Raw genomic sequence first — 22,711 nt, 5'->3', positions numbered from 1 at the left:
GAGCTCAGCTCTTCGGCAGGATCGGCGCGAAGATCAGGCCAAGCAGCGCGCTCACCACCCGCAGCGGCGGGTGGAACAAAGCGTTGCTGAAGCCAGTGAGGCGCCGGGCCCAGGCCGGTCCGTCCTTGCGCCAGTCGACCGGCTGCGGCGGGCCGGAGAAGCCATAATTGCCGTTCCATTTGTCCGGCTGCCACATCGGGCCGACCGGTCCTGAATTGTCAGCCACCGTGCCCATCAGCCGCGCGCCGGCCCCGCCGCCCAGCAGCAGCGGCGCGAGTGCGAACAGGATCGCCGTAAGTCCCAGCGTAACGAGATGAAGCAGGAACACGGTCGTTGCCATCCGCCCCTCCATCAGGGCCTTGGCGCCGTCGACCAGCTGGCGCGAAAAGCGTCCGCCCTTGGGCGCATAGGCTCCCCAGCGATAGGGAAAGCGCAGCCATGACGGTTCGCGAACCACCGGGTCTTTCCATGAGGTTGAAATCAGCACGTGGTTAAGCGGATCGCCCAGGTTCCAGGTCCGTCCGCGTTCGATCCGGTCGACCAGCCCCAATTCGATTCCGATATGGACGAATGGCCGCCACAGGTAGAACAGCGTGCGTTCGTGGACATGGGCATAGGTGGCATGGCCATAGAGTGAGGAATAGAGCTGGATACGGCCGGTCTCGTCGCGCTCCAGCCGGGCCATGGCATCGGGCCCGAGATGCATGTCACCATCGCGGTGTTGCGAAAGGATCACACCGCAAGGCTCCAGCGTGGCATGATCGATCCGGATCACCGCCAGTTCCCAGTCGGCCTCGTGCATGCCGCCGGGCCACAGGCTAAGTACCTGGTCGGCGCGGGTCGCCCCCAGTTCAACCGGGCGGACCCGCGCAAGGCCTGGACCGTCGTAGGGATAGAACATCCAGAACTGCAGGTCGGTTACGCCCTGATCGGGCAAATGGACCGCGCGGACATAGGCCGGGGCATGATCGGGATCCCCGCGCCGGGGATCGTCTTGCGGGGCAATGTGCGGCTCGAGCGCCGGCCCGGCGAGCTTCTCGTCAAAGCTCAGCCACAGCCGTTCGGGGTTTGCCGGATCGGCTGCGTCCGTGGGGAGCTGGGCAAGACTGGGATGCCAGATCAATGGCTGCCCAGTGGCGCCATGGATCAGATTGGCGCGGTCTAGATACCATTCAACGCTTGATGGGAAATAGGCTTCTTCCGGGTGAAAGTGAATCACCGGCGCATGACGGGCAATCAAGGCGTGCAGCAGCGTATTGGACAAAGGCTTGTCACCCGCCCAGTGTGAGGCGAGCTCGACTCCTGTTGGAGTCTCTTCTGATTCAGGCACCGGTTTGCTTCCCTTGTTCTACGAGGCGCATAGATCGCCTTGCGAACAAATACTTGCTGAAATTCGCCAAGTTAAGGTTGCTTCCAGGTTGCCAAGTAAGGTCGGGACTGATTAATCGTACGATTAAGAAGAGAACGAGGAGAGGGCATGGCCGGGTTCCCAACGCATCCAGCAGACGTTTCGCCCGCGTGGATGACGGAAATGCTGCGTTTGGCGGGCCAGATCGATGGAGCGAGTGTCAAGGGTGTACGCTGGGAACCGATCGGCACTGGACAGGTTGGAGACAGCGCCCGGTTCCATCTAGAATACGAATGCGCAGGTGCCGGGCCCGCGACTGTCGCAGGCAAGTTCCCTGCTGCCGATGCGATGAGCCGTGGCACGGCAGCTGCATTCGGACTCTACGCCAAGGAAGTTGGCTTCTACCGAGAGATCGCGCCGCAACTGGGGGTGCGCGTTCCCGGTGTCTTCGCGGCTGAGATCGCAGACGACGCCGTCGATTTCATCCTGTTGTTCGAAGACCTTGGTCCGGCCCGCGGCGGCAACCAGCTCGCTTCCTGCTCCGCCGCCGATGCCCGGGCCGGAATTCGCCAGGCTGCGGCGATCCATGCCCCGAGCTGGAACAATGAGGCACTGACCGGGATCGAATGGCTACATCCGAGGGAAGGCCACGTTGATCAGGTCAAGGCGCTTTACGGCAATGCTCAGGTGATCTTCCGTGAACGCTATGGCGAACTGCTCGAGCCCGAATTCATGGCGCTTTGCGAGGAATTGAACGAGGGCCGCGATCAATGGTTTGGTCGTCAGGGCGGGCCGAGATCGATTATCCACGGCGATTTCCGGCTCGACAATATGCTGTTCGATATCAAGGGCGGGGCAGAGGAAATCGCCGTGCTCGACTGGCAGACGGTCGCTGCCGGGAACCCCCTTCTCGATATCGGTTATTTCCTTGGCACCGGGATCGGCGACAGGCTCCGGCGTGCGCATGAGGACGAACTGCTCAATCTCTACTGCGAAGAAATGACCGGTCGCGGCGTGCCGCTCAGCCGCGACGCGATCTGGGACGATTACGTGCTGGGCGCGATCCACGGTATTTCCACCGCCGTATTCAGCGCCGCCTATGTCGAGCGTACCGAGCGCGGCGATGCCAATTTCCTCTCCATGGCCAGGGGGGGCTGCGCGCTGGCGCTGCAACACGGCAGCATGGCCAAACTGAAAGGTTGATCCGATGGTCCTGACCAGGGGCGACGACTATCCGCTGCATCAGACACCGGAACCGGTGGCCTATGCGGGGACCGACCGGAACTTCTACGATCGCTATTTCTTCAATGGCTATGCCCCCGATGGCTCAGGCTTCTTCGCTGCGGCGCTGGGGGTCTATCCGCATCTCAACATCATGGACGCGCATTTCTGCGCGATCCGCGACGGGGTGCAGTACAATCTCCATGCCAGCCGCGAGCTGGGGATGGAACGGATGGACACGGCTGTCGGGCCGATCCGGATCGAGATCATCGAGCCGCTGAAGATGCTGCGGGTGGTGGTCGATGGTGAGGGGCTGAAGGCCGACGTGACCTTCACCGGCCGGGCCTTTCCGATCGAGGAGCCGCGCTTCATCCACCGGATCGGGCCGCGCACCTTCATGGACTATACCCGGCTGACCCAGAACGGCCATTATACCGGCTGGATCGAGATCGATGGCGACCGGCAGGATTGTGCCCCTGGCACGGTCGGCACCCGCGATCGCAGCTGGGGCGTGCGCCCGGTCGGTACGCGTGACGAGCAGCCGCACGGCACCGGGGTGATCCCTGGCTTCTTCTGGCAGTGGACCCCGCTCAATTTCGCGGATCGCAGTGTGTTCTTCCACGTCAACGCGGATGCCAAGGGCAACAAGTGGAACACCCGCGCGGTCATCGCACCCGACGGCGCCGATGCCGCCGCGCTGATCGACACCGATGGTGAGATGGCATCGCCGCTCACCACGGGCACCCGCTGGCCGGAGAAGGGCACCTTGGTTATCGAAGGTCAGGACGGACCGGAGACGTTGACCTTCGAGCCGGTCGGACGGTTCCAGATGCGGGGGCTGGGCTATACTTCCCCCAAGTGGAACCATGGCCTGTGGCACGGCCCGCTGGTGGTGGAGCGCGAGGATTTCGGTCTTGAACAGTGCAACCCGGGTTCGATGGACAATTATCACGTCCAGCTGCCCTGCCGGGTGGTTTCGGACAAACATGGCGCGGGTTTTGGCGTGTTCGAGCAACTGATCATCGGGCCTTACCAGCCCTATGGCTTGAAGGAGTTCATGGACCTTGGCTGATCTGCAGAAACCATCGCGCTGGGCTGTCGCTGCCACCATTTCCGGGGGCTTGATGGTCGGGCTGCTCAGCGGCTGGTGGGCGATCACCGGCGGGATGGGCGGGCAGAACTATTCGGGCTGGTATGGAAGTTCCGTAACTGGATCGACCGATGCCGGGCCGTGGCTGCGTGCGCGCGTTGCGATCAGCGGATTGCTGGCGCTCAACAAGAGCCAGGCGATCTACTTCACCCGCAAGACCGACGATGGCGGGCAGCCGCTGCGCGAAGATTGCAACTACCGGGTCAACGGCGGAGCCATGCCGGGCCAATGGTGGTCGATCACGGTTTATGCCGCGGACAACTACCTGCCGCTCAACGATGACGATGCGCTGTCGTTCGATGCCACCGAAGTGCAGCCCGATGCCCAGGGGAAATGGACCGGCGTGCTTTCTGCAACCAAACCGGCGGAAGGGGCCTGGGCCTCAACCCGCAAGGCCGGGAATTTCGACATCACCTTGCGGATCTACCAGCCAAGCAAGTCCGCCCAGACTAATTTCGCCGCGATCCCGATGCCAACGGTGACGCGGCTTGAATGTGGAGGCAAGGCATGAAGCGTCCGGTCAAGCTCGCGCTGCTGTTCGCCGTGGCGGCGGCCGTCGGCCATGTCGGACTGGTTTACGTCACGCCGCACTTCCTGATGAATATCGCGATGAAGCGTATTTCGCAGGATGGGAAGCTGATCAACCAATTCTACTTCGGGCCGCGTACCACGCAGAATTCGCGTGGGGTGGTGCGACCGTCGCCGGATCTGGCCTATTCCAGCTGCGCCTATGACCTGTCCGGCGGGCCGCTGCTGATCGAAGCGCAGCCCAGTCCGGACAATGGCTATGTCTCGATCTCGGTCTTCGCTGCCAATACCGACAACATCGCGGTGTTCGACAGTGCGATCAACCCGCAAGGCATTCGTTTTGTCCTTGCGCGGGAAGGGCAGGCGACCCCGGCCGGTGAGAAGGTCGTGATCTCGCCATCGGACAAGGGGATTGTGCTCGATCGGCGGCTTGCGCCAAGTGCAGAGCGCTTTGCCGCAATTGATCCTGCGCGCCGCGGCGACAAGTGCCAGCCTATTTGAGCAGGGTGACGTGACCGGTTTTGGTATGCTTCATCTGGCCGCCGGTAATGGTCATCGTAACCGGACCGGCCAGATCGCAGTCGGCCGCCGAGCACACTGCTGCCCGTCCGCTGGTCTGGCGCGGGCCGGATAAGCAGGTCACTGTTGCATCGGTGATCTCAAAGAGGTCGCCGGTGCTGCTGGAGCGCAAGGTCGCCTTGTCGAAATGCTTGCCGTTGCAGACACCGCGCCATTCGACAGTAATCTTCTGGAAGGTGAATGACAGGTTGCTGACTTCATTCTGAGCGCCGGCGAAAGCCAGATCGGCCCGGCCATCGCCATCGACATCACCGACCGCGACATTGACCCCGCCAGCCGTGCGGGCGCCCTTGTTGGTCGCCAGATCCCAGCTGGTGCTGCTTGGCTTGCCCTTGCCGTCGGTCTTGCCGGTGGCCAGCCCGCTGGCGGAATCGCGCGGGGCGACGATTTTTGTGCATTGACCGGCGTTGCAGGCCCTGAACGACCAATCGTCGACCGGCATCGGCGCTGCCTTCGTTTCGCCTTTGATGCCTTCAATTTCGAGCAGATAGTCGCTCGCGGCAAGCGCTGGGGCAGCGCTGAACAATGTTCCAACGAGTACGATGATAGAGTTTGTGAGTTTCATTTGCCCTCTCCCTATTGACACGTTCAGGAATGCTGCGTTCAACCTGAGCAGAACATGCGCGTCCGGTTGCCTTCCTGCAAGGTCCAACTGGCGGTCACGCTGCGGCCAGCAGCATTGCCGCCCCACTGGCGATCAGCCCGGCTCCCAGCACCCTTGCCTTTCCGATCCGCTCATTCAGGAACAGCCAGGCGATCAGCACCCCGAACAGGATCGAGCTTTCTCGCAAGGCGGCCAGGCGCGGCACATCGCCCAATCGATAGGCCCACAGCGCCAGGCCATAAGTGACAATCGACAGCGCACCGGCGATCAGCCCCGGCTTCCACTCGCTGCGCGCCGCGGCAAGGAAACGCGGACCGCGCCACAGCGCAAATATCGCCCCGACCCCGAACCCCAGCATCAGGAATACCCAGACGATATAGCTGAGCGCAGACGGAGCAGCCCGGGCCCCCTTGGCGTCGATCACGGTATAGGCGGCAATCGTTGCACCGGTTGCAAGGGCCCAGGCCAGCGCGCGCTTGTCGGGCGTGTTCCACCAGGCGACCAACGCGGTTCCGGCGCTAACCAGGCCGATGCCCAACGCCACCGGCAGGCTGATCGGATCGCCCAGCAAAAAAACCGATGCCAGTGCTGCCAGTACCGGCGCGGTCCCGCGCATGACCGGATAGACCGCACTCATGTCCGCGCCTTCGAAGGCCTTGATCACGGTAATCAGGTAAACCAGGTGCACAGCAAACGAGGCCAGCAACCAGGTCCAGGCGCCGTGGGGCAGGGGCACCACAAATACCAGCGGCAGGATCAGGAGTGCGCTTGATCCGTCAATCAGCGCCCGGCTCGACATCTTGTCGCCACCGGATTTGAGGATCGCGTTGACCACGGCATGCGCCGCGCCCGATGCAAGCATCAGCAGTGAAGCGCTGACGATCACACCTGCGGGACAGCCTTGTTCAGCTGGGTGATCTGGTCGGGCATAAGTTCGATATCGACGGCTTCGACCAATTCATCGAGCTGGTCGGCAGTGGTCGCGCTGGCAATCGGAGCAGCGATTCCGGGCTGGTCGAGCAGCCAGGCTAACGCAACTTGCGCCACCGTCGCTTCGCATTCCTTGGCGATCCGGTCCATCACGGCGAGCAGGGCAGGGCCGTGGCCGTCATGGTATTTCCTGACCCTGTCGCCCCGGACAAAGCGCTCGAAATCGGCGGGTTTGCGGTACTTGCCGGTCAGGTAGCCGCTGGCAAGGCCGAAATACGGCAGCATCGCGATGTCACTCACCACACAGCAGTTCTGATAGCTGTCATCGAAATCGCCACGTTCCAGAAGGTTGAACTGGTTCTGCAGGACCGTGAAGCCGCGTACCCCGGCGGCCTTGGCAGCAGCGATCGCGGAACGCAGGCGATCCTCGGTGAAGTTTGACGCGCCCGCCTCGCGCACCTTGCCTTCGGCGATCAGTGCGGAAAATGCCGTGACGACTTCGTCCTGCGGGGTCTTCGGATCATCGCGGTGGGCATAGTAGAGATCGACGTAGTCGGTCTGCAGCCGCTCCAGCGAACCGGTCAGGCGGGTGCCCAGCGTGGCAGGGTTGAGGTCGCCGTGTTCCATGCCCCAGCCGGTTTTGGTAGCGATCCGCATGTCCTTGCGCACGCCGCGGTCCTTCATCCAGGCGCCGATCACCTTTTCGCTTTCGCCGCCGCTGTGGCCCGGAACCCAGGCCGAATAGACCTCGGCCGTATCGACCATTCGCCCGCCGGCCTCATAAAATGCGTCGAGGATTTCGAAGCTGGTGTCCAGGTTGGCCGTCCAGCCGAAGACATTGCCGCCCAGGACAAGTCTGAGGCCGGCAAGCGAAGGATGGCGGCTCATGCAAACTTCTCCTTCAAGGCGAGCAGTGCGAGCGCGGCCTTGGCTGCTTCGCCGCCCTTGTCCTTTTGCTTGGGATCGGCGCGGACCAGCGCTTGCTCCTCGTTCTCGACTGTCAGGATGCCGTTGCCGATGGCGATGCCGTCCATGGTCAGGGCCATGATCCCGCGGGCGCTTTCACCGGCGACGATCTCGAAGTGATAGGTCTCGCCCCGGATTACCACACCGATCGCGACGAAACCGTCATAGGCGCCGGACTGTTCGGCCAGCGCGATCGCGCCGGGAATCTCCAGCGCGCCGGGCACGGTGATGACATCGATCTGGTGCCCCGCCGCCTTCAGTGCGGCGCGCGCGCCATCGACCAGCATGTCGTTGAGGTGGTCATAAAAACGGGCTTCGACGATTAGGAAACGGGCCATGGAATTACTCCACAATCGGCTGTTCGCCGACGATGTTGATGCCGTAGCCTTCGATGGCAACGACATTGCGATGGGCATTTGTCATCAGGATCATGTTGTGAATGCCCAGGTCGGCAAGAATCTGGGCACCGATACCATAGGCCCGCAGATCCATTTCCGGACCTTTCGTGCCGCTCACTTCGGCGCTGAGCTGGTCTGGAGAGGTCGGCATGAGCAGCACAATTACGCCTGAACCATGCGCGCCGATTGCATCCATCGCGCGCTGCAGGATCCGCTTGCGCGGGCCGGGCTTGCCCAGCACGTCTGAAAATATCGAGATCGAATGCATCCGCACCAGGGTCGGTTCGGCACCATTGACCTGGCCCTTTTGCAGCACGATGTTGACCGAGCCATCGACCTTGTTGCGATAGGTCTTGGCGGTCCAATCGCCGCCATAATCCGAAGTGAAGGGCGCTTCGCTGACGCATTCGACCAGATGGTCGTTCTTGCGGCGGTATTCAATCAGGTCGCGGATCGTGCCCATCTTCAGGCCGTGGCGCCGGGCAAAGGGAACCAGATCGTCCATCCGGGCCATGGTCCCGTCCTCGTTCATGATCTCGCAGATCACGCCTGAGGGATTGAGCCCGGCCAGCCGGGAAATATCGACAGCGGCCTCGGTATGACCAGCGCGGACCAGCACCCCGCCGTCACGCGCGATCAGCGGAAAGACGTGGCCGGGGGTGACGATATCCTCGCGGCCCTTGCCGGCATCGATGGCCACCGCGACGGTCCGGGCGCGGTCTCCGGCGGAGATCCCGGTGGTCACACCTTCGCGGGCCTCGATCGAGACAGTGAAGGCGGTCTCGTGCCGGGTGCCGTTGTTGCGGCTCATCAGTTCCAGCCCGAGGTGATCGGTCCGCGCCTTGGTCAGCGTCAGGCAGATCAGCCCGCGGCCGTGGGTGGCCATGAAGTTGATCGCATCAGGTGTGGCCATCTGCGCGGGAATTACCAGATCGCCCTCGTTCTCACGGTCTTCATCATCGACCAGGATGAACATCCGGCCGTTGCGGGCCTCCTCGATGATCTCTTCAATCCCGACCAGCACCGGCTCGTCTTCGCTGTCCCACAGGAAGCGTTCGAGTTTGCGCAGGGTTTCGGTGGTCGGGTTCCAGCCCTCGTCGGTGCAGTCCCGAAGGGTATTGGCATGGAGCCCCGCCGCGCGGGCAAGGCCGGCTCGCGACATGCCGCCGTCGGTTATGAGGCGGCGGACGCGTTCGATGATGTTGGTCGACATGATTCGCCAGGTATCACATTATAATGTGATACCCAAACCTCGATCTCACATTCCTGTGAATCAGTCGCCTCGGAACACCGGCTTTCGTTTCTCCAGAAAGGCGCTGACCGCTTCCTTGTTGTCTTGGGTGGCGTGCGCAACTGCCTGCATCGCGGCTGACATTTCGAGGACCTGGCCAATGCTCATCGACTGGGCGTCCCAAATCAGGCGCTTGGCCATGCGCACCGCGAACGACGGATTGCAGGCAATTCGGGCCGCAAACTTGCGGGCAGCATCCATCAGTTCGGCATCGGGCACGACCTGGTTGACCAGCCCGATCTTCAGCGCTTCGGCGGCATCGATCGTCTCGCCGGTCAGGGTAAGCTCGGCGGCCTTGGAGAAGCCGACGATCCGCTGGATCAGCCAGGCCCCGCCATCGCCGGGGATGATCCCCAGCTTGACGAAACTCTCGGCAAACTTGGCGCTTTCCCCCGCCACGCGCAGGTCGCACATGCAGGCCAGATCCAGTCCTGCGCCGATCGCCGGGCCGTTGACTGCGGCGATCACCGGTACTTCCAGCGCGGCGAAGGCGAGCGGCAAGCGCTGAATCCCGCTTTTGTAATTGCGCCGGGTCCGTGCCGGCAGCGAAGCGTTGAGCCCGCCCGAATCCGGCAGCATCGCCTTGAGGTTGCCGCCTGCCGAAAAGGCCGAGCCCGCGCCGGTCAGGATCGCAACCCGAACTTTGGGATCGTCCTCCATCTTCGCCAGCGTATCGAGCAGCGCTTCGATCAGATCGATGTCCGAGATCGGATTGCGCAGCTCGGGCCGGTTGAGCGTGATCGTGGCGATACCATCGGTGTCGAGCGAATAGAGGACGGGGCTGTCCATGGGGCAAGTCTCCGGTTCAGATGTTGCGGGCGGCTTTGGCACGGGCCTCTCGCTTCGACAACCACCATGTCAGCAGCACGCCGGCCAGCAAAGCAGTGCCGGCGGTCAGCCAGGGGTTGGCGTTATTGATGTAGCCGTTGCGCAGGACCGTCATGTGGATCGCATAAAGCGGGAAGGACAGCGCGCCCGAAAGCACCGCCCAGCGCGGTGCGCCTTTGAGCCGCAGCCCGCCGGCTAGGAGCAAGGGGCAGAGCAGCAAGGTGAAGACCAGGTCATAACCCCAGCCCAGCGCGGCAAACGGGGTGGACATCAGCAGCGGCGCGGCGATGATCGCGGCCATGGCCGGGACTTTCAGCGGCGGCCGGTCTTGCCAGCGCCGCCACAGCACCACGCCGATCGAATAGGCCAGCAGGGCTCGGGCCAGCGCCAGCCCGAACTGCATGGAGAAGGCTCCGAAATCGGCATCGCCCTTGACACTGGCGAAATAGGCCAGCGGCTGGACCAGCAGCAAGGCCAGGCCCAGCAGCACCCCGCTCGACAACCGGCGCAGCAGCACCACGTGGGTGAAGTTGGCGGCAAGCTCGTAGAAGATCGACCAGGCCGGCAGATTGAGCGGAAACAGTTCCTGGTTGAGCGGGAAGGGGACTAGCAGAAGATTGAAAACCAGTGCCAGGGCGAAAGTGCTGGGATCGCCCGCTGCCAGCCACAGATAGGGGATCCCGACAATTCCGCCGACTGCCATGGTCAGCCAAAGCCGCCTGTAGCGCAGCGCCAGAAACCGCTCCGGACCGATCTCGCCACCCATCCGCGCTTCATAGGTCCGCGCCATGACATAGCCCGAGAGCATCATGAAAAAGTCGACCGCAAGGTAGCCCTTTGCAAACAGGTTGGGCAGGGTGGGGAACAGGTAATGGGCGTGGAAGGCGAACACGCACAGCGCCGCCAGCCCGCGCATGGCATCGAGGCCGTGGATGCGGCCGGGGCCGCTCACCCGATCAGCCGCTCGATGAACCAGAAGCTGGCAGTGATGCCAATTGCATAGGTACTGACCACGGTTGCGGGGCGCAGCTGCTTTGGGGCAAAGCGGCGCAGCGCCGTGATTGCCAGCATCACCGCCGCGACGATCACCAGTTGCCCGGCCTCGACGCCAAGGTTGAAGGTCAGCAGCGCGGTCGGCACGTCGCTCTCGGGCAGGCCGATCTCGCGCAGCGCTCCGGCAAAGCCGAAGCCGTGGATCAGACCGAACAGGAAGGCGACGATCCATGGTGCGCGTTCGGCCAGATTGGGCGCCTCCGGGTTCTGTTTCACGATCTCCACCGCCAGAAACACGATCGATAGCGCGATCAGCGCCTCGACCGGGGCCTGGGCCAGCCCGACGAGCCCGAGGGTCGAGCCGACCAGCGTGATCGAGTGCGCCACGGTAAAGGCGGTCGCGGCTTTGACTACCATGCCGAACCGGCCGATCAGCAGCACCAGCGCGATCACGAACAACAGGTGGTCATAGCCTTCGAGGATATGGATGATCCCCAGCACGAAGTAACTGCGCGCCACTTCCCAGCCATCGGGAACCAGCGCGATCTCGACCATCGCCTTGTCCTGCGTCAGCCGCGCGGCCTGGACCGGACGGCCCAGCGGCGCGACCCGGAGGAGCGCATCGGTGAAGGCGGCGTCCATGCCAGCGAGGCCGACCCGCGATCCGGCGAGATCCTTGCTGCAGGTGAGCCGGCTTTCTGCGACCAGCACCAGTCCTTCGACCCGCGCCTGTGGCGGGGACTGGGTGCAGAAATCGGGGAAGGCCGGCCTAGTGCGGGTGGCGAGACCGCCGAGCACCGGCGCCTTCCAGACCAGCTTCCAGTGCTGCGCATCCTGCTGGCTGAATTCGAGGTAGCCTGGCCGCAGTTCGTCGGCATGGGCGGGAAGGGCCAGCAGCGCCGCGAACAAGGCCAGGACGAGGCGCAGCAGCCGCGTCACTTGGGCAGCTCGATCACCACGTCATAGCCCTTCAGCATCCGCGCATAGGCTTCGGCCTGGGCCCGGGCGGTGGCTGCGGCGCGCCAGTCGTTCTCAACCCGCTGGCGGACCTTGGACAGCACCGGCTGCTGCGACGCGCCGCGCGCGCTGACCTTTACCAGGTGCAGCCCGAGCCCCGAGGCAATCGGACCAGTCCATTGCCCCGGTGCGACATTACGCAGGCCAAGGGTGAACTCGTCGCCAAACGCGCTCGATATCTCGTGGCCGCTCGCCTTGTCGAAGCGCGCGGGGATGGGGATGGGCGGTCCGGAAACCGCCTCGCCCTTGCGCAACCGCGCCAGCTGAACTTCGGCCATGCTGCGGTTCTGCGGCGTATCGGCACCGATATAAACCTGTTCGAAGCTTGTCTGCGGATCCTCGGCATAGCGGGCCGGGTCCTTGTCGATCAGCGCCTGCAGTTCGGCATCGCTGGGGGTCTTGGTTTCGGCATCGGCGACCGCCATCGCCTCCATCTTGCGCCGCATCCGCCGGACGACGACTTCATCGCCTTCGTCAAGACCAAGGCTGAGCGCTTCGCGGTAATAGACCTGGTCGGCTACCCAATCACGGATCAGTCCGTCGGTCTCGTCCTTGGTCGGCATCCGCCGGAAACTGTCATAGAACCGGCCGACCAGCGCGCCGACCACCCGTTCGTCGACCACGATCCGCCGCTCGCCCAGATCGGGCGCGCGGCCGGACAGCAGCGTGAAAACGAGCGCGCCGGCGATCAGGAAATGCACCAGCGGCTCGCGCAGGAGCCGCCGGGCCGAATCTTTTAAAGCCATGTCAGGCGGGGTTGTACCAGATCGCCGAGGTATAGGCGCGTTCCTGATGCTTGAGCGGAATTTCCGGCGGCAGGGTCAGCTTGTACTTGACCATGTCGTAGGTCATCCAGGTCGGCGTCGGGATCTGCAACACCCGGACGTAGTAGAACGCCCGCTGCTTGGGATCGAACTCGGGATCGGTCCAGACGGTGGCCAGGCTCGGTGCGCCGATGGTGTTCTGGTAGGTCGCGGTTGTCACGTCGACCGTATCGCCAACCGCCGGGACCTTACCGCCTGCGGCAACGCGTTTGTCCATGTCGGACCAGACGACGTCGAAGACCTTCTCGTGGGCCTGCCCGGCGACATCGACCCAGCCCTTGATCACCTGAACCCGGTCCAGATTCCCGTCCTGCGGGTCCTTCAGTGCCGAGATCAGAAAGGCTGGCTTGCCCGATCCAGCCTTGAGCTCGCCGCCCATCGGCACGCCGCGGGCATAGCCGGCCTTGACCCAGTCTCCTTTGAGATCGTCAGCCTTGAAGTCCCAGCCGCCGAACATCCGCACGGTCATCCGCGGGCCGGTGGTGGCATAGACTTCGCGCCGCATCATCGCATCGAAAATCGCCTCGCGGGTGTTGCTGGTGGCCCAGACCGCGGCATAGCCGCTGGCCAGGCTTTGCCAGTTCATTCGCCCGGAATTGACACCCGGGACGAATCCGGCTGTCGCCCGCTTGGGGGATGGTTCAACCCCCGCGTGCTTGCCGAAGAAGTTGTTCTCTTCGGGGGTGGACAGCGAAGTGTGACTATCGGTCGATCCGATCACCCCGAACTTGTAGGGGTTCACCCCGGTGCGCTGTTCGATCAGCAGCCCGCGTTTCAGGGCTTCGCGGGCATAGGAGCCGGGCAGGTCGCTCTGCTTGGTCTTGATGTTGCCAAGCAGATTGGCCTGGTCCCAGCCGGACGTTCCATAACCGGCGAATTCGTCGTTGGGCGACATGAACGGATGGGCTTCGCTGTCACCCTTGATCTGGGTGATTTCGGCGATCGGTTCGTGCAGCGCGCGGCGGCGGGCATATTCGGCGGTGATCGGGCCCCCATTGGGCTCGGTCATCATCCACATCAGCCCGTTCGAGAGGTTGCCGTTGTGCGGGATCGCCAGCACCTTGCCGCCGGTCTCCTTTTCATAGGTTTCCATCTTGGTCCAAAGATCGTCCGGCCACAACGTGCCTTCGGGATCCCAGGGCATGATTTTGCCGACCCGGTCCTTGCCATCGCGGAAGATCACGTTGCGGTGAAGGTTATTGCCGGTCTGCATCAAGGTATATTCAAAGCCCATGAAGGCGGTGAACTTGCCCGGCTCATTGTAGTCCTCGACGGTGTCGAGATGCGAATCCCACAGCTTGCGCATCCGCTCCTTACCGCGAACCGGATCGTTGAGGGCGGGGGGGAAGGTACCTCCAGCGCGTGCAGCCAGCATTTCGCCAACCGCCTTCATCGATCCTTCGGGACCCTCGTGCATCATGTCGTACCAGCGCAGCGCGGTAGGGTCCTTGATCATGATCCGTGGGGCTTCGTAAAGCGCCTTGGTTGCACCGATGTTTTCGGCATGGTCGCTGATCACCAGGAAGTCGAGTGGGCGGGCCAGCTTGGCCTTCACTCCGGTGGTTGATTCCACCTCTTCGCCCCGGGCAAAACGCAGTGCCGCTTCGGGATCGAGCCGGTTACCGAACCCGAAGGCGTCGACCGAGTTGCTGGTGTGGAGGTGCGTATCTCCCCAGAATACCTGCTCGGGATAAGCAGTGTTCTTCACCTCGGCCTTACCGCCCCCTGCCTGGCCCAGCTTGTCGCAGCCGGTAACAAGAGCGGTGGAGGCCAGCAGCAGCGCTGCACTGACAATCGCTTTGCGCATGGGTCTGTCTCCTAGGCGGGGTTGTACCAGATCGGCGAGGTGTAGCCGCGTTCCTGCTGTTTGAGCGGGATCTTGGGATCGAGCGTCAGCTTGAAGCGGACCATATCGTAGTTGACCCAGCTTGGCGTCGGGATCTCGAGAACGCGGACGTAGTAGAACGCACGCTGCTTCGGATCGAATTCGGGATCGCTCCAGACCGTGGCCAGGCTCGGCGCGCCGATGCTGTTCTGGTAAGTTGCGGTCGCGGTATCGACCGTATCGCCGACTGCCGGGACCTTGCCGCCCACTGCCGCGCGCTTGTCCATGTCCGACCAGACGACATCGAAGATCTTTTCCTGCGCCTGGCCGCTGGCATCGACCCAGCCCTTGACCACCTGGACCCGGTCAAGGTTGGCACCCTGCGGGTCCTTCAGCGCTGAGATCACGAAGCTCGGCACGCCACTGCCGGCCTTCAGCGTACCGCCCATCGGCACGCCGCGCTGGTAGCCCGCCTTGACCCAGTCACTCTTCAGGTCGTCAGCCTTGAAATCCCAGCCGCCGAACACCCGCAGCACCATCCGCGGGCCGGTGGTGGCGTAGACCTCCTTGCGCATCATCGCATCGAAGATCGCCGCGCGGGTGTTGGCCGTTGCCCAGACCGCAGCATAGCCGCTGGAGAGGTAGTTCCAGCCCTGGCGCTCGTCATGCCGGCCAAGCCCCTGGGACCGCGTTACCCGCTTGTCGGATGGTTCTGCGCCCGGGTGCTTGCCGAAGAAGTTGTCGTCATCGGCCGTCGACAGCGAGGTATGCGAGTCGGTCGAGCCGATCACGCCGTATTTGTAAGGGTTCTCGCCGGTTCGCTGCTGGATCAGCAAGCCGCGCTTCAGCGCCTCACGAACGTAGGAGCCCGGCTGCATATCGGGCGTGGTCTTTTCCGAGAAATCGAGGTTGCCCAGTTCCCAGCCGGCATCGCCATAGCTGGCGAATTCATCATTGGGCGACATGAACGGATGGCTTTCGCTGTCGCCCTTGATCTGGGTAATTTCGACGATCGGTTCACGTGCGGCGCGGCGGCGGGCATATTCGGCGCTCATCGGACCGCCCGACGGATCGGTCAGCATGAACATCTCGCCATTGGAGAGGTTCGAATTGTGCGGAATGGTCAGCGCCTTGCCGCCGGTTTTCTTTTCGTAAGCGTCCAGATAGTCCCACAGGCCATCAGGGACGATCGTGTTGTTCGATGCGATCGGCAAGACCTGTGCCACACGGTTACCGCCATCGCGGAAGATCACGTTGCGGTGCAGATTGTTGCCCCGGTTCATCAGGGTATATTCGAAACCGAGGAAGGCAGTGAAATTACCGGGATCGTTATAGCGCTCCACCGTTGCAATGTGCGCGCGCCAGTTGTTCTTGAGCCGCTCTGCCGCGCCTTCGGGATTGAGCAGTTCGGGGGGCAGGTTGTTCTTGGCCTTGGCATCGATGATCTCGCCCACGGCCTTGATCGACTGCTCGGGGCTTTCGTGCATCATGTCATACCAGCGCAGCATAGTGGGATGAGTGATGAAGCTGCGCGGGGCGTTGTAGAGATCCTTGATCGAGGCGAAACCGTCAGAGTGATCGGTGATCACCAGGAAATCGAGCGGGCGGGCCAGCTTGGCCTTGATTCCGGTGGACGAGGTTACTTCCTCACCCTTGGCAAAGCGCAGCGCGGCTTCGGGCTCCAGGCGGTTGCCGAAGCCAAAGGCATCGGGCGAGTTGGCGGTGTGAAGGTGGGTATCGCCCCAATAGACCCGCTCCGGATAGGGTGCTTCCTTGACCTCGCTCTGGCCGGTGACGACCTGCTTGACCTGGTCGCAGCCGCCGATCAACGCACTCGTAGCCAGCAGCATCGCCGCCAGCGCAGTTGTTTTGCGCATCCTCCAACCCCTCATCCCGTTTTCATTGGCAACTTGCCACGCTGTAAGCACAGGTCAAGCGGGGAGAGCGCGATTCTCCGCGATTGTGTGGTTGGGTCAGCCGAACGGCCGGATCGGCGCGGCCATCGAGGTGCGCCGGGCAGGGGTTGGCAGCAAGACCATCCGTCCGCGCTTCGCGCTCCATGTGAATTCTCCGGGACAGGCTTCGGCCCCCGTGCCGCCGCACTCGGTCCCGTGGAAATCGAAAACAAAGACAATCCGGCCGGCGCGCTTTTCGATCTCCAGTCCGCGCATCTGGCGGTCGAATACCCGCACCGGCATGCCGCTCTTGCGGCCGAGCCAGAGCTGGTAGCGACACCCGCCCGTACCGCACCAGGCCGGACCAAAGGTGTTCCAGGAGACTTGCCAGTCCTGAATACCGTCTGCGTTGATATCGACCGGTTCAATCGCCGCATTGATATCCGCCGGGCTGTGACGGTTGAAATCGTCCTGCAATTGCCGGGCCAGAACCTTGGCGATCTTTGCCTTGGGGCCGGCTGTTTCCCTCGCAAGGGTGGGGGCGGCGATCAGCGATACGGCGGTGAATGCAAACAAAAGGCGGGCGCGCATGGGAATCCTCGATAGTTGAGGTTCCCTACCTAGAATGAAATGCCGCCCTGTCGCTTGCGAAAATGCGACACGCCCGGATCAGGCCATACCGAGCTTGTCGACCGCTGCGCGGGCGATCGGGACAAGGCCATCGCGGCTCCCCGACAGGATCGCAGCTTTCATCCGGGGATCCCAGAAATCGCGCAGGTGCTGAAGCGTCAGCTCGGTCGCTTGCACCTCGCCCTGGGGGGCGAGGTTGCGGGCGATCTGGTTGGCCATGTAGGTCAAACGGTCGAGATCCATGGTCTTACTCCGCCGGGACCCGCGCCACGCGGCGGCTCTTCTCCGACCAGCTGGCATAGGTTTCCTGCCATTCGGTCGGGCCGTTGCTCGGCAGGACCTGCACCGCGGTGACCTTGTATTCTGGGCAGTTGGTGGCCCAGTCGGAATAGTCGGTGGTGACGACGTTGGCTTGGGTCGCGGGGTGGTGGAATGTGGTATAGACCACACCCGGCGCGACCCGGTCAGTGACTTCGGCGCGCAAGGTGGTTTCACCGGTGCGGCTGGCGAGGCGGACCCAGTCCCCATCCTTGACCCCGCGGTTTTCGGCGTCGAGCGGGTGGATTTCGAGCACGTCTTCCTCATGCCAGACATTGTTCTGGGTGCGCCGGGTCTGCGCACCGACGTTGTACTGGCTGAGCACGCGGCCGGTGGTCAGCAGCAGCGGATAGCGCGGGCCGGTCTTTTCGTCGGTCGGCACATAGTCGGTGACAATAAACTTGCCCTTGCCGCGCACGAAGCCGCCCACGTGCATGATCGGGCTGCCATCGGGATTGGCGTCATTGACCGGCCATTGCAGCGATCCTTCGGCATCGAGCCGGGCATGCGAAACGCCTGCGAATGTCGGGGTCAGGCGGGCAATCTCGTCCATGATCTCGGCCGGATTGGCATAGTTCCAGCCCAGGCCCATCGCCTTGGCCAGTTCCTGCGTCACTTCCCAGTCGGCATAACCGTTGGCGGGTTCCATCACCTTGCGGACCATCTGGATCCGGCGCTCGGCGTTGGTGAAGGTCCCGTCCTTTTCGAGGAAGGTCGAACCCGGAAGGAAGACGTGCGCGTAGTTGGCGGTTTCGTTGAGGAACAGGTCATGGACAATGACCAGCTCCATCGCCTTGAGCCCGGCGGCAACGTGATGGGTGTTGGGGTCGCTCTGCAGGATATCCTCACCCTGCACGTAGAGCGCCCGGAACGAGCCATCGAGCGCGGCATCGAGCATATTGGGAATGCGCAGGCCCGGTTCGGGATCAAGATCGACCCCCCAATCGGCCTCGAACTGCTCGCGCACGGCCGATTCGGAGATATGGCGATAGCCCGGCAATTCGTGCGGGAAGCTGCCCATGTCACAGGCGCCCTGGACATTGTTCTGTCCGCGCAGCGGGTTCACGCCCACACCGCGGCGGCCGATATTGCCGGTGACCATCGCGAGGTTGGCAATCGCCATCACGGTCGAGCTGCCTTGCGAATGCTCGGTTACGCCAAGGCCGTAATAGATCGCGCCATTGCCGCCGGTCGCGAACAGGCGAGCGGCGGCGCGCAGTTCTGCGGCCGGAACGCGGGTGACGGGTTCGAGCGTCTCTGGGCTGTGGCGCTCGTCCGAAACGAACCGCGCCCAGTCGTTGTATTCGTCGATCTCGCAGCGTTCCTGAATGAACGCTTCGGCGGCCAGGCCTTCGGTAACGATCACATGCGCCATCGCGGTCATCACCGCGACATTGGTGCCGGGCTGGAGCGCGAGGTGATGCGCGGCTTCGATATGCGGGCTGCGGACGATGTCTGTGCGGCGCGGATCGATCACGATCAGCTTGGCACCTTCGCGCAGCCGCCGCTTCAGCCGGCTGGCGAACACGGGATGCCCATCAGTGGGGTTGGCACCGATGATCATTACCACATCGGCGTCCATCACGCTGTCGAAATCCTGCGTCCCGGCGCTGGTGCCGAAAGTCTTCGACAGGCCGTAGCCAGTCGGCGAGTGGCAGACGCGGGCGCAGGTATCGACATTGTTCGAGCCAAAGCCGGCCCGGACCAGCTTCTGGACCAGGTAGGTCTCCTCGTTGGTGCAGCGGCTGGAGGTGATCCCGCCGAGCGCGCGCGGGCCGTGCTGCGCCTTGATCGCGTTGAGCTTGGTCGCGGTGTAGCTGAGTGCCTCTTCCCAGCTCACTTCGCGCCAGGGTTCATCCACGCTGTCGCGGATCATCGGGTTCAGGATCCGATCCTGGTGATTGGCATAGCCCCAGGCGAAGCGGCCCTTGACGCAGGAATGCCCGCGATTGGCCTTGCCGTCCTTCCACGGCACCATGCGGACCAGCTGTTCGCCCTTCATCTCGGCGCGGAAGGTGCAGCCGACGCCGCAATAGGCGCAGGTTGTGATTACGGACCGTTCCGGCTTGCCCAGTTCCTTGACGCTCTTTTCCATCAGCGCCGAAGTGGGGCAGGCTTGGACGCAGGCACCGCAGCTGACGCAGTCGCTCGACAGGAACGAGTCCTCGGCCTGCCCGGCGCGAACCTTGCTCTCGAACCCACGTCCTTCGATGGTCAGCGCGAGCGTCCCCTGCACTTCGTCACAGGCGCGTACGCAGCGCGAGCAGGCGATGCACTTGTCGGGCTCGAACGCGAAGTAGGGGTTCGAGACGTCGTCGGCCTGGCCCATGTGGTTCGCGCCGTCATAGCCATAACGCACATCGCGCAAGCCGACTTCGGCGGCGGTATCCTGCAGTTCGCAGTCGTTGTTGGCGCTGCAGGTCAGGCAGTCGAGCGGGTGGTCCGAGATGTAGAGTTCCATCACCCCCTTGCGCAGGCGGGCGAGCTTCTCGGTCTGGGTGTGGACCACCATGCCCGGCGCCACCGGAGTGGTGCAGCTGGCGGGCGTGCCCCGCATCCCGTCAACCTCGACCAAGCACATCCGGCACGATCCGAACGCCTTGACACTGTCGGTCGCGCAAAGGCTGGGGATCGAGCCGCCGCATTCGCTGGCGGCACGCATCACGCTTGTGCCGGCCGGGACGGTCACGTCGCGACCATCGATCGTCAGGGTGACAAGAGTGTCGCTGCGGACCTCTGGCGTGCCGAAATCGACTTGCCGTTCATAGCCCATGACGCTTCTCCGCTTCGGCCAGGTCTGCTGGCGTATTGATGTTCAGGGTGGCGCGGCCCAGTTCGACCGGGCGCGCTTCGATTGCTTCGGCGAACTGGCGCATCGAATGCTTGCCATCGCCGTGAAGGATTTTTTCCAGCGGCTTGATCGCGCTGACCGGCCACAGGCCGACTACCGGCTGATCGGCCAGATAGGCCGGCGCTGGGGAGAGCAGCGCGGGCAGGTTCTCAGGCAGGTCGACCGAGTCCACCCCGCAGGTTAGGACCAGCTCATAGCCTTCGTCGCGGGCATCATAGAGCGCGGCTGCGATCCCGCCGAGCGGGCCCATCCCGGCGCGGGGGCGATCGGGCAAGGTCGGGGCAGGGGCCTCTTCGCGGCCCACCACCACCACCTTCTCGCACCAGCCCGAGAGCATGTCGACCGCGCAGATCAGCAGGCTTTCGCCGCCCAGTTCGGCCAGCGCCTTGTCGCTGCCGAAGCGGGACGATTGCCCGCCAGCCAGGACCGCGCCGAGGATCATGCTTTGGCGCTCTTGTTGCGCAGGGGCTTCGACAGGCTCAGCCTGAGCGGGTGTGGTGTTTGAGGCATTTCCCCAACCCCGCTCTGGCTGAGCCTGTCGAAGCCCGCACGCGACCTCACGAAAAATCCTCCGGCCAGTGCTTCAGCGCCGAACGCACCGGATAGGGCGTGAACCCGCCGAGTGCGCAGAGCGAGCCGAACTGCATCGTCTCGCAAAGGTCTTCGAGCAGCTGCAGTTCTTCCTCGCGGCTGCGCCCGGCCTTGCGGGCATTGTGCATCTGCGGCAGCGCCTCGACCGCATCGGCGGTAACCTTGCCACCTTCGCGGATCCGGTCGATCAGTTCGACCCCGCGAGTCGATCCGATCCGGCACGGGGTGCACTTGCCGCAGCTTTCGGCCGCGCAGAACTGGAAGGCAAACCGCGCCATCGCGCCCATGTCAGTGCTGTCGTCGAATACGGTGATCCCGCCGTGCCCAATCAGCGCATCGGCGCCGGCATAGGCTTCGTAGTCGAACGGCAGGTGGAATTGCGCTGGCGGGATATAGGCGCCCAGCGGTCCGCCGACCTGGACCGCCTTTACCGGGCGGCCCGATGCGGTGCCGCCACCGATTTCGTTGACCAGCTCGTCCAGGCTGATCCCGAACGCAGTCTCGTAAAGCCCGCCGTGCTTGATGTTACCGGCCAGCTGGATCGGCATGGTCCCCTTCGAACGCTCGATCCCGAGCCGGGCGTAAAGCGCGGAGCCGCCGTCGGAGAGGATGTGCGGCACGGCGGCCAGGGTCAGCACGTTGTTGACCACGGTCGGGCAGCCGAACAGACCTTCCAGCGCGGGGAGCGGCGGCTTGGCCCGGACTTCGCCGCGCTTGCCCTCGATCGAGTTGAGCAGCGAGGTTTCCTCGCCGCAGACATAGGCCCCAGCGCCAACCCGAACCTCAAGCTGGAACGGGGCGATGTGCTGCTGCGCCAGCTTGATCGCGGCATTGAGCTTGGCGATCGCGTGCGGATATTCGCTGCGGACGTAGATATAACCCTGGCCCGCACCGACTGCGTAGGCGGCTATCGCCATGCCCTCGATCAGCTGGAACGGATCGCCTTCCATCAGCATCCGGTCGGCAAAGGTCCCGCTGTCGCCCTCGTCGGCGTTGCAGACCACGTACTTTTCAACCCCCGGCGCATCGGCCACGGTCTTCCACTTGATCCCCGCCGGGAAGCCCGCCCCGCCGCGGCCGCGCAGGCCGGAAGACAGCACTTCGGCGACAACATCGGCGGGTGCCATGGCGCGGGCGCGGGTCAGGCCGTGCCAGCCGCCGCTGGACTGGTAGTCCTCAAGGCTGAGCGGGCGGGTCTTGCCGGCGCGGGCGAAGGTCAGGCGCTGCTGGCTGGCGATCCAGGGATGATCGGCGATAATGCCGATGGCCTTGGCTGAGGAGCCATCGAGAATGGCCACGACGTCGTCCGGGGTAGCCGGCCCGAAACCTTTGCCGTCAATCTCGACCAGCGGTTCAAGCCAGTGCATACCCCAGCTCGATACGCGCTCGACTTTGCGGCCGGCTTTGGCGAAGGCCTCGGCCAGCGCATCGGCTCCCAGCGCAATCGCCTGGGCGTCATCGGGAATGCGCACTGTCGTCATGCCGACTTCACCAGTTCCACCAGCCGGGCTTCATCGAGAGCGGAATAGAGCTTTTCCCCGATCCGGGCGTTGGGGCCCATTGCACAGAGTCCGAGACAGTAAACCTCGCGCAGGTTGACCCGTTCCCCGGCTGCCGCTTCCGCCGCCGGCACCAGCGCTTCGACGCCTCGGGCCTTGCAGGCTTCGGCGCGGCACAGTTCCACCTTGGGGCGCGGGTCGGGGGCGGGGGTGAAGTCGTGATAGAAGCTCACCACCCCGTGCACCTCGGCGCGGCTGAGGTTGAGCGCCTTGGCAATGGCGAGCTCCGCAGCGGCGTCGATGCAGCCATAAGCGTGCTGCACGTCGTGAAGGATCGGCAGCAAGGCGCCTTTGCGCCCCGCATGCGCGGCGATGATCTGGTCTAGTTCGGTCCCACCCATGGCGCGGGCATGCGCGAGGAGGCC

Annotated in this window: 22 protein-coding genes; 4 read left to right on the top strand and 18 right to left on the bottom strand. The window is 63.7% G+C overall.

What is annotated here, in order from left to right; genetic code table 11:
* Positions 1-4: 4 nt before the first annotated feature.
* Positions 5-1,330, bottom strand: a complete 1,326-nt coding sequence (locus B2V17_RS12370) for a Vps62-related protein (RefSeq protein ID WP_292998115.1) — start codon at positions 1,328-1,330, stop codon at positions 5-7.
* Between the two features lie 147 nt (positions 1,331-1,477).
* Here B2V17_RS12370 and B2V17_RS12365 point away from each other — a divergent pair, with 147 nt between their 5' ends.
* From B2V17_RS12365 to B2V17_RS12350, 4 genes are read left to right on the top strand one after another with little or no spacing between them, the layout of a single operon-like run.
* A complete protein-coding gene (locus tag B2V17_RS12365; RefSeq protein WP_292998113.1) occupies positions 1,478-2,551 on the top strand; it encodes a phosphotransferase in 1,074 nt (357 codons plus the stop codon).
* 4 nt (positions 2,552-2,555) lie between these two features.
* Complete coding sequence (locus B2V17_RS12360; RefSeq protein WP_292998111.1) at positions 2,556-3,641, top strand: hypothetical protein; 1,086 nt, start codon at positions 2,556-2,558, stop codon at positions 3,639-3,641.
* Complete coding sequence (locus tag B2V17_RS12355) at positions 3,634-4,230, top strand: DUF1214 domain-containing protein (RefSeq protein WP_292998109.1); 597 nt, start codon at positions 3,634-3,636, stop codon at positions 4,228-4,230. Before B2V17_RS12360 ends, B2V17_RS12355 begins: the two co-directional genes overlap by 8 nt.
* Positions 4,227-4,748: a DUF1254 domain-containing protein gene (locus B2V17_RS12350; RefSeq protein ID WP_292998107.1), complete on the top strand. Its 522-nt coding sequence runs from the start codon at positions 4,227-4,229 to the stop codon at positions 4,746-4,748. The genes B2V17_RS12355 and B2V17_RS12350 overlap by 4 nt, the downstream gene beginning before the upstream one ends.
* On the opposite strand, the gene B2V17_RS12345 is transcribed toward B2V17_RS12350, so the two are convergent.
* The 17 genes from B2V17_RS12345 to B2V17_RS12265 all read right to left on the bottom strand — a co-directional run bounded on the left by B2V17_RS12345 (position 4,741) and on the right by B2V17_RS12265 (position 22,687).
* Positions 4,741-5,391: an FG-GAP repeat domain-containing protein gene (locus B2V17_RS12345; RefSeq protein WP_292998105.1), complete on the bottom strand. Its 651-nt coding sequence runs from the start codon at positions 5,389-5,391 to the stop codon at positions 4,741-4,743. The genes B2V17_RS12350 and B2V17_RS12345 overlap by 8 nt on opposite strands.
* 94 nt (positions 5,392-5,485) lie before the next feature.
* The gene (locus tag B2V17_RS12340; protein WP_292998103.1) at positions 5,486-6,316 is read right to left on the bottom strand and encodes a DMT family transporter; all 831 of its coding nucleotides are present in this window, start codon (positions 6,314-6,316) and stop codon (positions 5,486-5,488) included.
* Entirely contained in the window at positions 6,313-7,248 is a 936-nt protein-coding gene (locus B2V17_RS12335; RefSeq protein WP_292998101.1) for an aldo/keto reductase, read from the bottom strand. Before B2V17_RS12335 ends, B2V17_RS12340 begins: the two co-directional genes overlap by 4 nt.
* Positions 7,245-7,664 (bottom strand): 6,7-dimethyl-8-ribityllumazine synthase, encoded by a 420-nt coding sequence (gene ribH, locus B2V17_RS12330; RefSeq protein ID WP_292998099.1) that lies wholly within the window; start codon positions 7,662-7,664, stop codon positions 7,245-7,247. Before ribH ends, B2V17_RS12335 begins: the two co-directional genes overlap by 4 nt.
* Positions 7,665-7,668: 4 nt before the next feature.
* Positions 7,669-8,937: a 3,4-dihydroxy-2-butanone-4-phosphate synthase gene (ribB, locus tag B2V17_RS12325; RefSeq protein ID WP_292998097.1), complete on the bottom strand. Its 1,269-nt coding sequence runs from the start codon at positions 8,935-8,937 to the stop codon at positions 7,669-7,671.
* Between the two features lie 60 nt (positions 8,938-8,997).
* The gene (locus B2V17_RS12320) at positions 8,998-9,804 is read right to left on the bottom strand and encodes a crotonase/enoyl-CoA hydratase family protein (protein WP_292998095.1); all 807 of its coding nucleotides are present in this window, start codon (positions 9,802-9,804) and stop codon (positions 8,998-9,000) included.
* Positions 9,805-9,820: 16 nt separating this feature from the next.
* The gene (locus tag B2V17_RS12315) at positions 9,821-10,795 is read right to left on the bottom strand and encodes an acyltransferase family protein (protein ID WP_292998093.1); all 975 of its coding nucleotides are present in this window, start codon (positions 10,793-10,795) and stop codon (positions 9,821-9,823) included.
* Positions 10,792-11,775 carry a HupE/UreJ family protein gene (locus B2V17_RS12310; protein WP_292998091.1) on the bottom strand — a complete coding sequence of 328 codons (984 nt, stop codon included), beginning with the start codon at positions 11,773-11,775 and terminating at the stop codon, positions 10,792-10,794. Before B2V17_RS12310 ends, B2V17_RS12315 begins: the two co-directional genes overlap by 4 nt.
* Complete coding sequence (locus B2V17_RS12305) at positions 11,772-12,599, bottom strand: peptidylprolyl isomerase (RefSeq protein WP_292998089.1); 828 nt, start codon at positions 12,597-12,599, stop codon at positions 11,772-11,774. Before B2V17_RS12305 ends, B2V17_RS12310 begins: the two co-directional genes overlap by 4 nt.
* Position 12,600: 1 nt before the next feature.
* Complete coding sequence (locus B2V17_RS12300; protein ID WP_292998087.1) at positions 12,601-14,484, bottom strand: DUF3604 domain-containing protein; 1,884 nt, start codon at positions 14,482-14,484, stop codon at positions 12,601-12,603.
* Between the two features lie 11 nt (positions 14,485-14,495).
* Positions 14,496-16,379 carry a DUF3604 domain-containing protein gene (locus B2V17_RS12295; protein WP_292998085.1) on the bottom strand — a complete coding sequence of 628 codons (1,884 nt, stop codon included), beginning with the start codon at positions 16,377-16,379 and terminating at the stop codon, positions 14,496-14,498.
* Between the two features lie 96 nt (positions 16,380-16,475).
* Positions 16,476-16,988, bottom strand: coding sequence for a hypothetical protein (locus B2V17_RS12290; RefSeq protein WP_292998083.1), 513 nt, complete (start codon positions 16,986-16,988; stop codon positions 16,476-16,478).
* Positions 16,989-17,066: 78 nt separating this feature from the next.
* Complete coding sequence (locus tag B2V17_RS12285) at positions 17,067-17,270, bottom strand: formate dehydrogenase subunit delta (protein ID WP_292998081.1); 204 nt, start codon at positions 17,268-17,270, stop codon at positions 17,067-17,069.
* 4 nt (positions 17,271-17,274) lie between these two features.
* The gene (fdhF, locus tag B2V17_RS12280) at positions 17,275-20,118 is read right to left on the bottom strand and encodes a formate dehydrogenase subunit alpha (RefSeq protein ID WP_292998079.1); all 2,844 of its coding nucleotides are present in this window, start codon (positions 20,116-20,118) and stop codon (positions 17,275-17,277) included.
* On the bottom strand, positions 20,108-20,638 hold the full coding sequence (mobA, locus tag B2V17_RS12275) for a molybdenum cofactor guanylyltransferase (RefSeq protein ID WP_292998077.1): 531 nt from the start codon (positions 20,636-20,638) through the stop codon (positions 20,108-20,110). The genes fdhF and mobA overlap by 11 nt, the downstream gene beginning before the upstream one ends.
* 115 nt (positions 20,639-20,753) lie before the next feature.
* On the bottom strand, positions 20,754-22,268 hold the full coding sequence (locus B2V17_RS12270; RefSeq protein ID WP_292998075.1) for an NADH-ubiquinone oxidoreductase-F iron-sulfur binding region domain-containing protein: 1,515 nt from the start codon (positions 22,266-22,268) through the stop codon (positions 20,754-20,756).
* Complete coding sequence (locus B2V17_RS12265) at positions 22,265-22,687, bottom strand: NAD(P)H-dependent oxidoreductase subunit E (protein WP_292998073.1); 423 nt, start codon at positions 22,685-22,687, stop codon at positions 22,265-22,267. The genes B2V17_RS12270 and B2V17_RS12265 overlap by 4 nt, the downstream gene beginning before the upstream one ends.
* Between the last annotated feature and the right edge of the window lie 24 nt (positions 22,688-22,711).

The sequence above is a fragment of the Novosphingobium sp. UBA6272 genome, from assembly GCF_002440635.1.
GTDB lineage: Bacteria > Pseudomonadota > Alphaproteobacteria > Sphingomonadales > Sphingomonadaceae > Novosphingobium.
The sequence above is the reverse complement of the archived record's forward strand: the minus strand, read 5'-3'. Positions and strand labels throughout refer to the sequence as shown.

Excerpts from the sequence above, each read along its gene's own strand:
- B2V17_RS12365 (WP_292998113.1), top strand. The coding sequence starts at position 1,478 with ATGGCCGGGTTCCCAACGCATCCAGCAGACGTTTCGCCCGCGTGGATG.
- B2V17_RS12360 (WP_292998111.1), top strand. The coding sequence starts at position 2,556 with ATGGTCCTGACCAGGGGCGACGACTATCCGCTGCATCAGACACCGGAA.
- B2V17_RS12350 (WP_292998107.1), top strand. The coding sequence starts at position 4,227 with ATGAAGCGTCCGGTCAAGCTCGCGCTGCTGTTCGCCGTGGCGGCGGCC.
- B2V17_RS12345 (WP_292998105.1), bottom strand. The coding sequence starts at position 5,391 with ATGAAACTCACAAACTCTATCATCGTACTCGTTGGAACATTGTTCAGC.
- B2V17_RS12335 (WP_292998101.1), bottom strand. The coding sequence starts at position 7,248 with ATGAGCCGCCATCCTTCGCTTGCCGGCCTCAGACTTGTCCTGGGCGGC.
- ribH (WP_292998099.1), bottom strand. The coding sequence starts at position 7,664 with ATGGCCCGTTTCCTAATCGTCGAAGCCCGTTTTTATGACCACCTCAAC.
- ribB (WP_292998097.1), bottom strand. The coding sequence starts at position 8,937 with ATGTCGACCAACATCATCGAACGCGTCCGCCGCCTCATAACCGACGGC.
- B2V17_RS12320 (WP_292998095.1), bottom strand. The coding sequence starts at position 9,804 with ATGGACAGCCCCGTCCTCTATTCGCTCGACACCGATGGTATCGCCACG.
- B2V17_RS12305 (WP_292998089.1), bottom strand. The coding sequence starts at position 12,599 with ATGGCTTTAAAAGATTCGGCCCGGCGGCTCCTGCGCGAGCCGCTGGTG.
- B2V17_RS12300 (WP_292998087.1), bottom strand. The coding sequence starts at position 14,484 with ATGCGCAAAGCGATTGTCAGTGCAGCGCTGCTGCTGGCCTCCACCGCT.
- B2V17_RS12295 (WP_292998085.1), bottom strand. The coding sequence starts at position 16,379 with ATGCGCAAAACAACTGCGCTGGCGGCGATGCTGCTGGCTACGAGTGCG.
- B2V17_RS12290 (WP_292998083.1), bottom strand. The coding sequence starts at position 16,988 with ATGCGCGCCCGCCTTTTGTTTGCATTCACCGCCGTATCGCTGATCGCC.
- B2V17_RS12285 (WP_292998081.1), bottom strand. The coding sequence starts at position 17,270 with ATGGATCTCGACCGTTTGACCTACATGGCCAACCAGATCGCCCGCAAC.
- fdhF (WP_292998079.1), bottom strand. The coding sequence starts at position 20,118 with ATGGGCTATGAACGGCAAGTCGATTTCGGCACGCCAGAGGTCCGCAGC.
- mobA (WP_292998077.1), bottom strand. The coding sequence starts at position 20,638 with ATGATCCTCGGCGCGGTCCTGGCTGGCGGGCAATCGTCCCGCTTCGGC.
- B2V17_RS12270 (WP_292998075.1), bottom strand. The coding sequence starts at position 22,268 with ATGACGACAGTGCGCATTCCCGATGACGCCCAGGCGATTGCGCTGGGA.
- B2V17_RS12265 (WP_292998073.1), bottom strand. The coding sequence starts at position 22,687 with ATGGGTGGGACCGAACTAGACCAGATCATCGCCGCGCATGCGGGGCGC.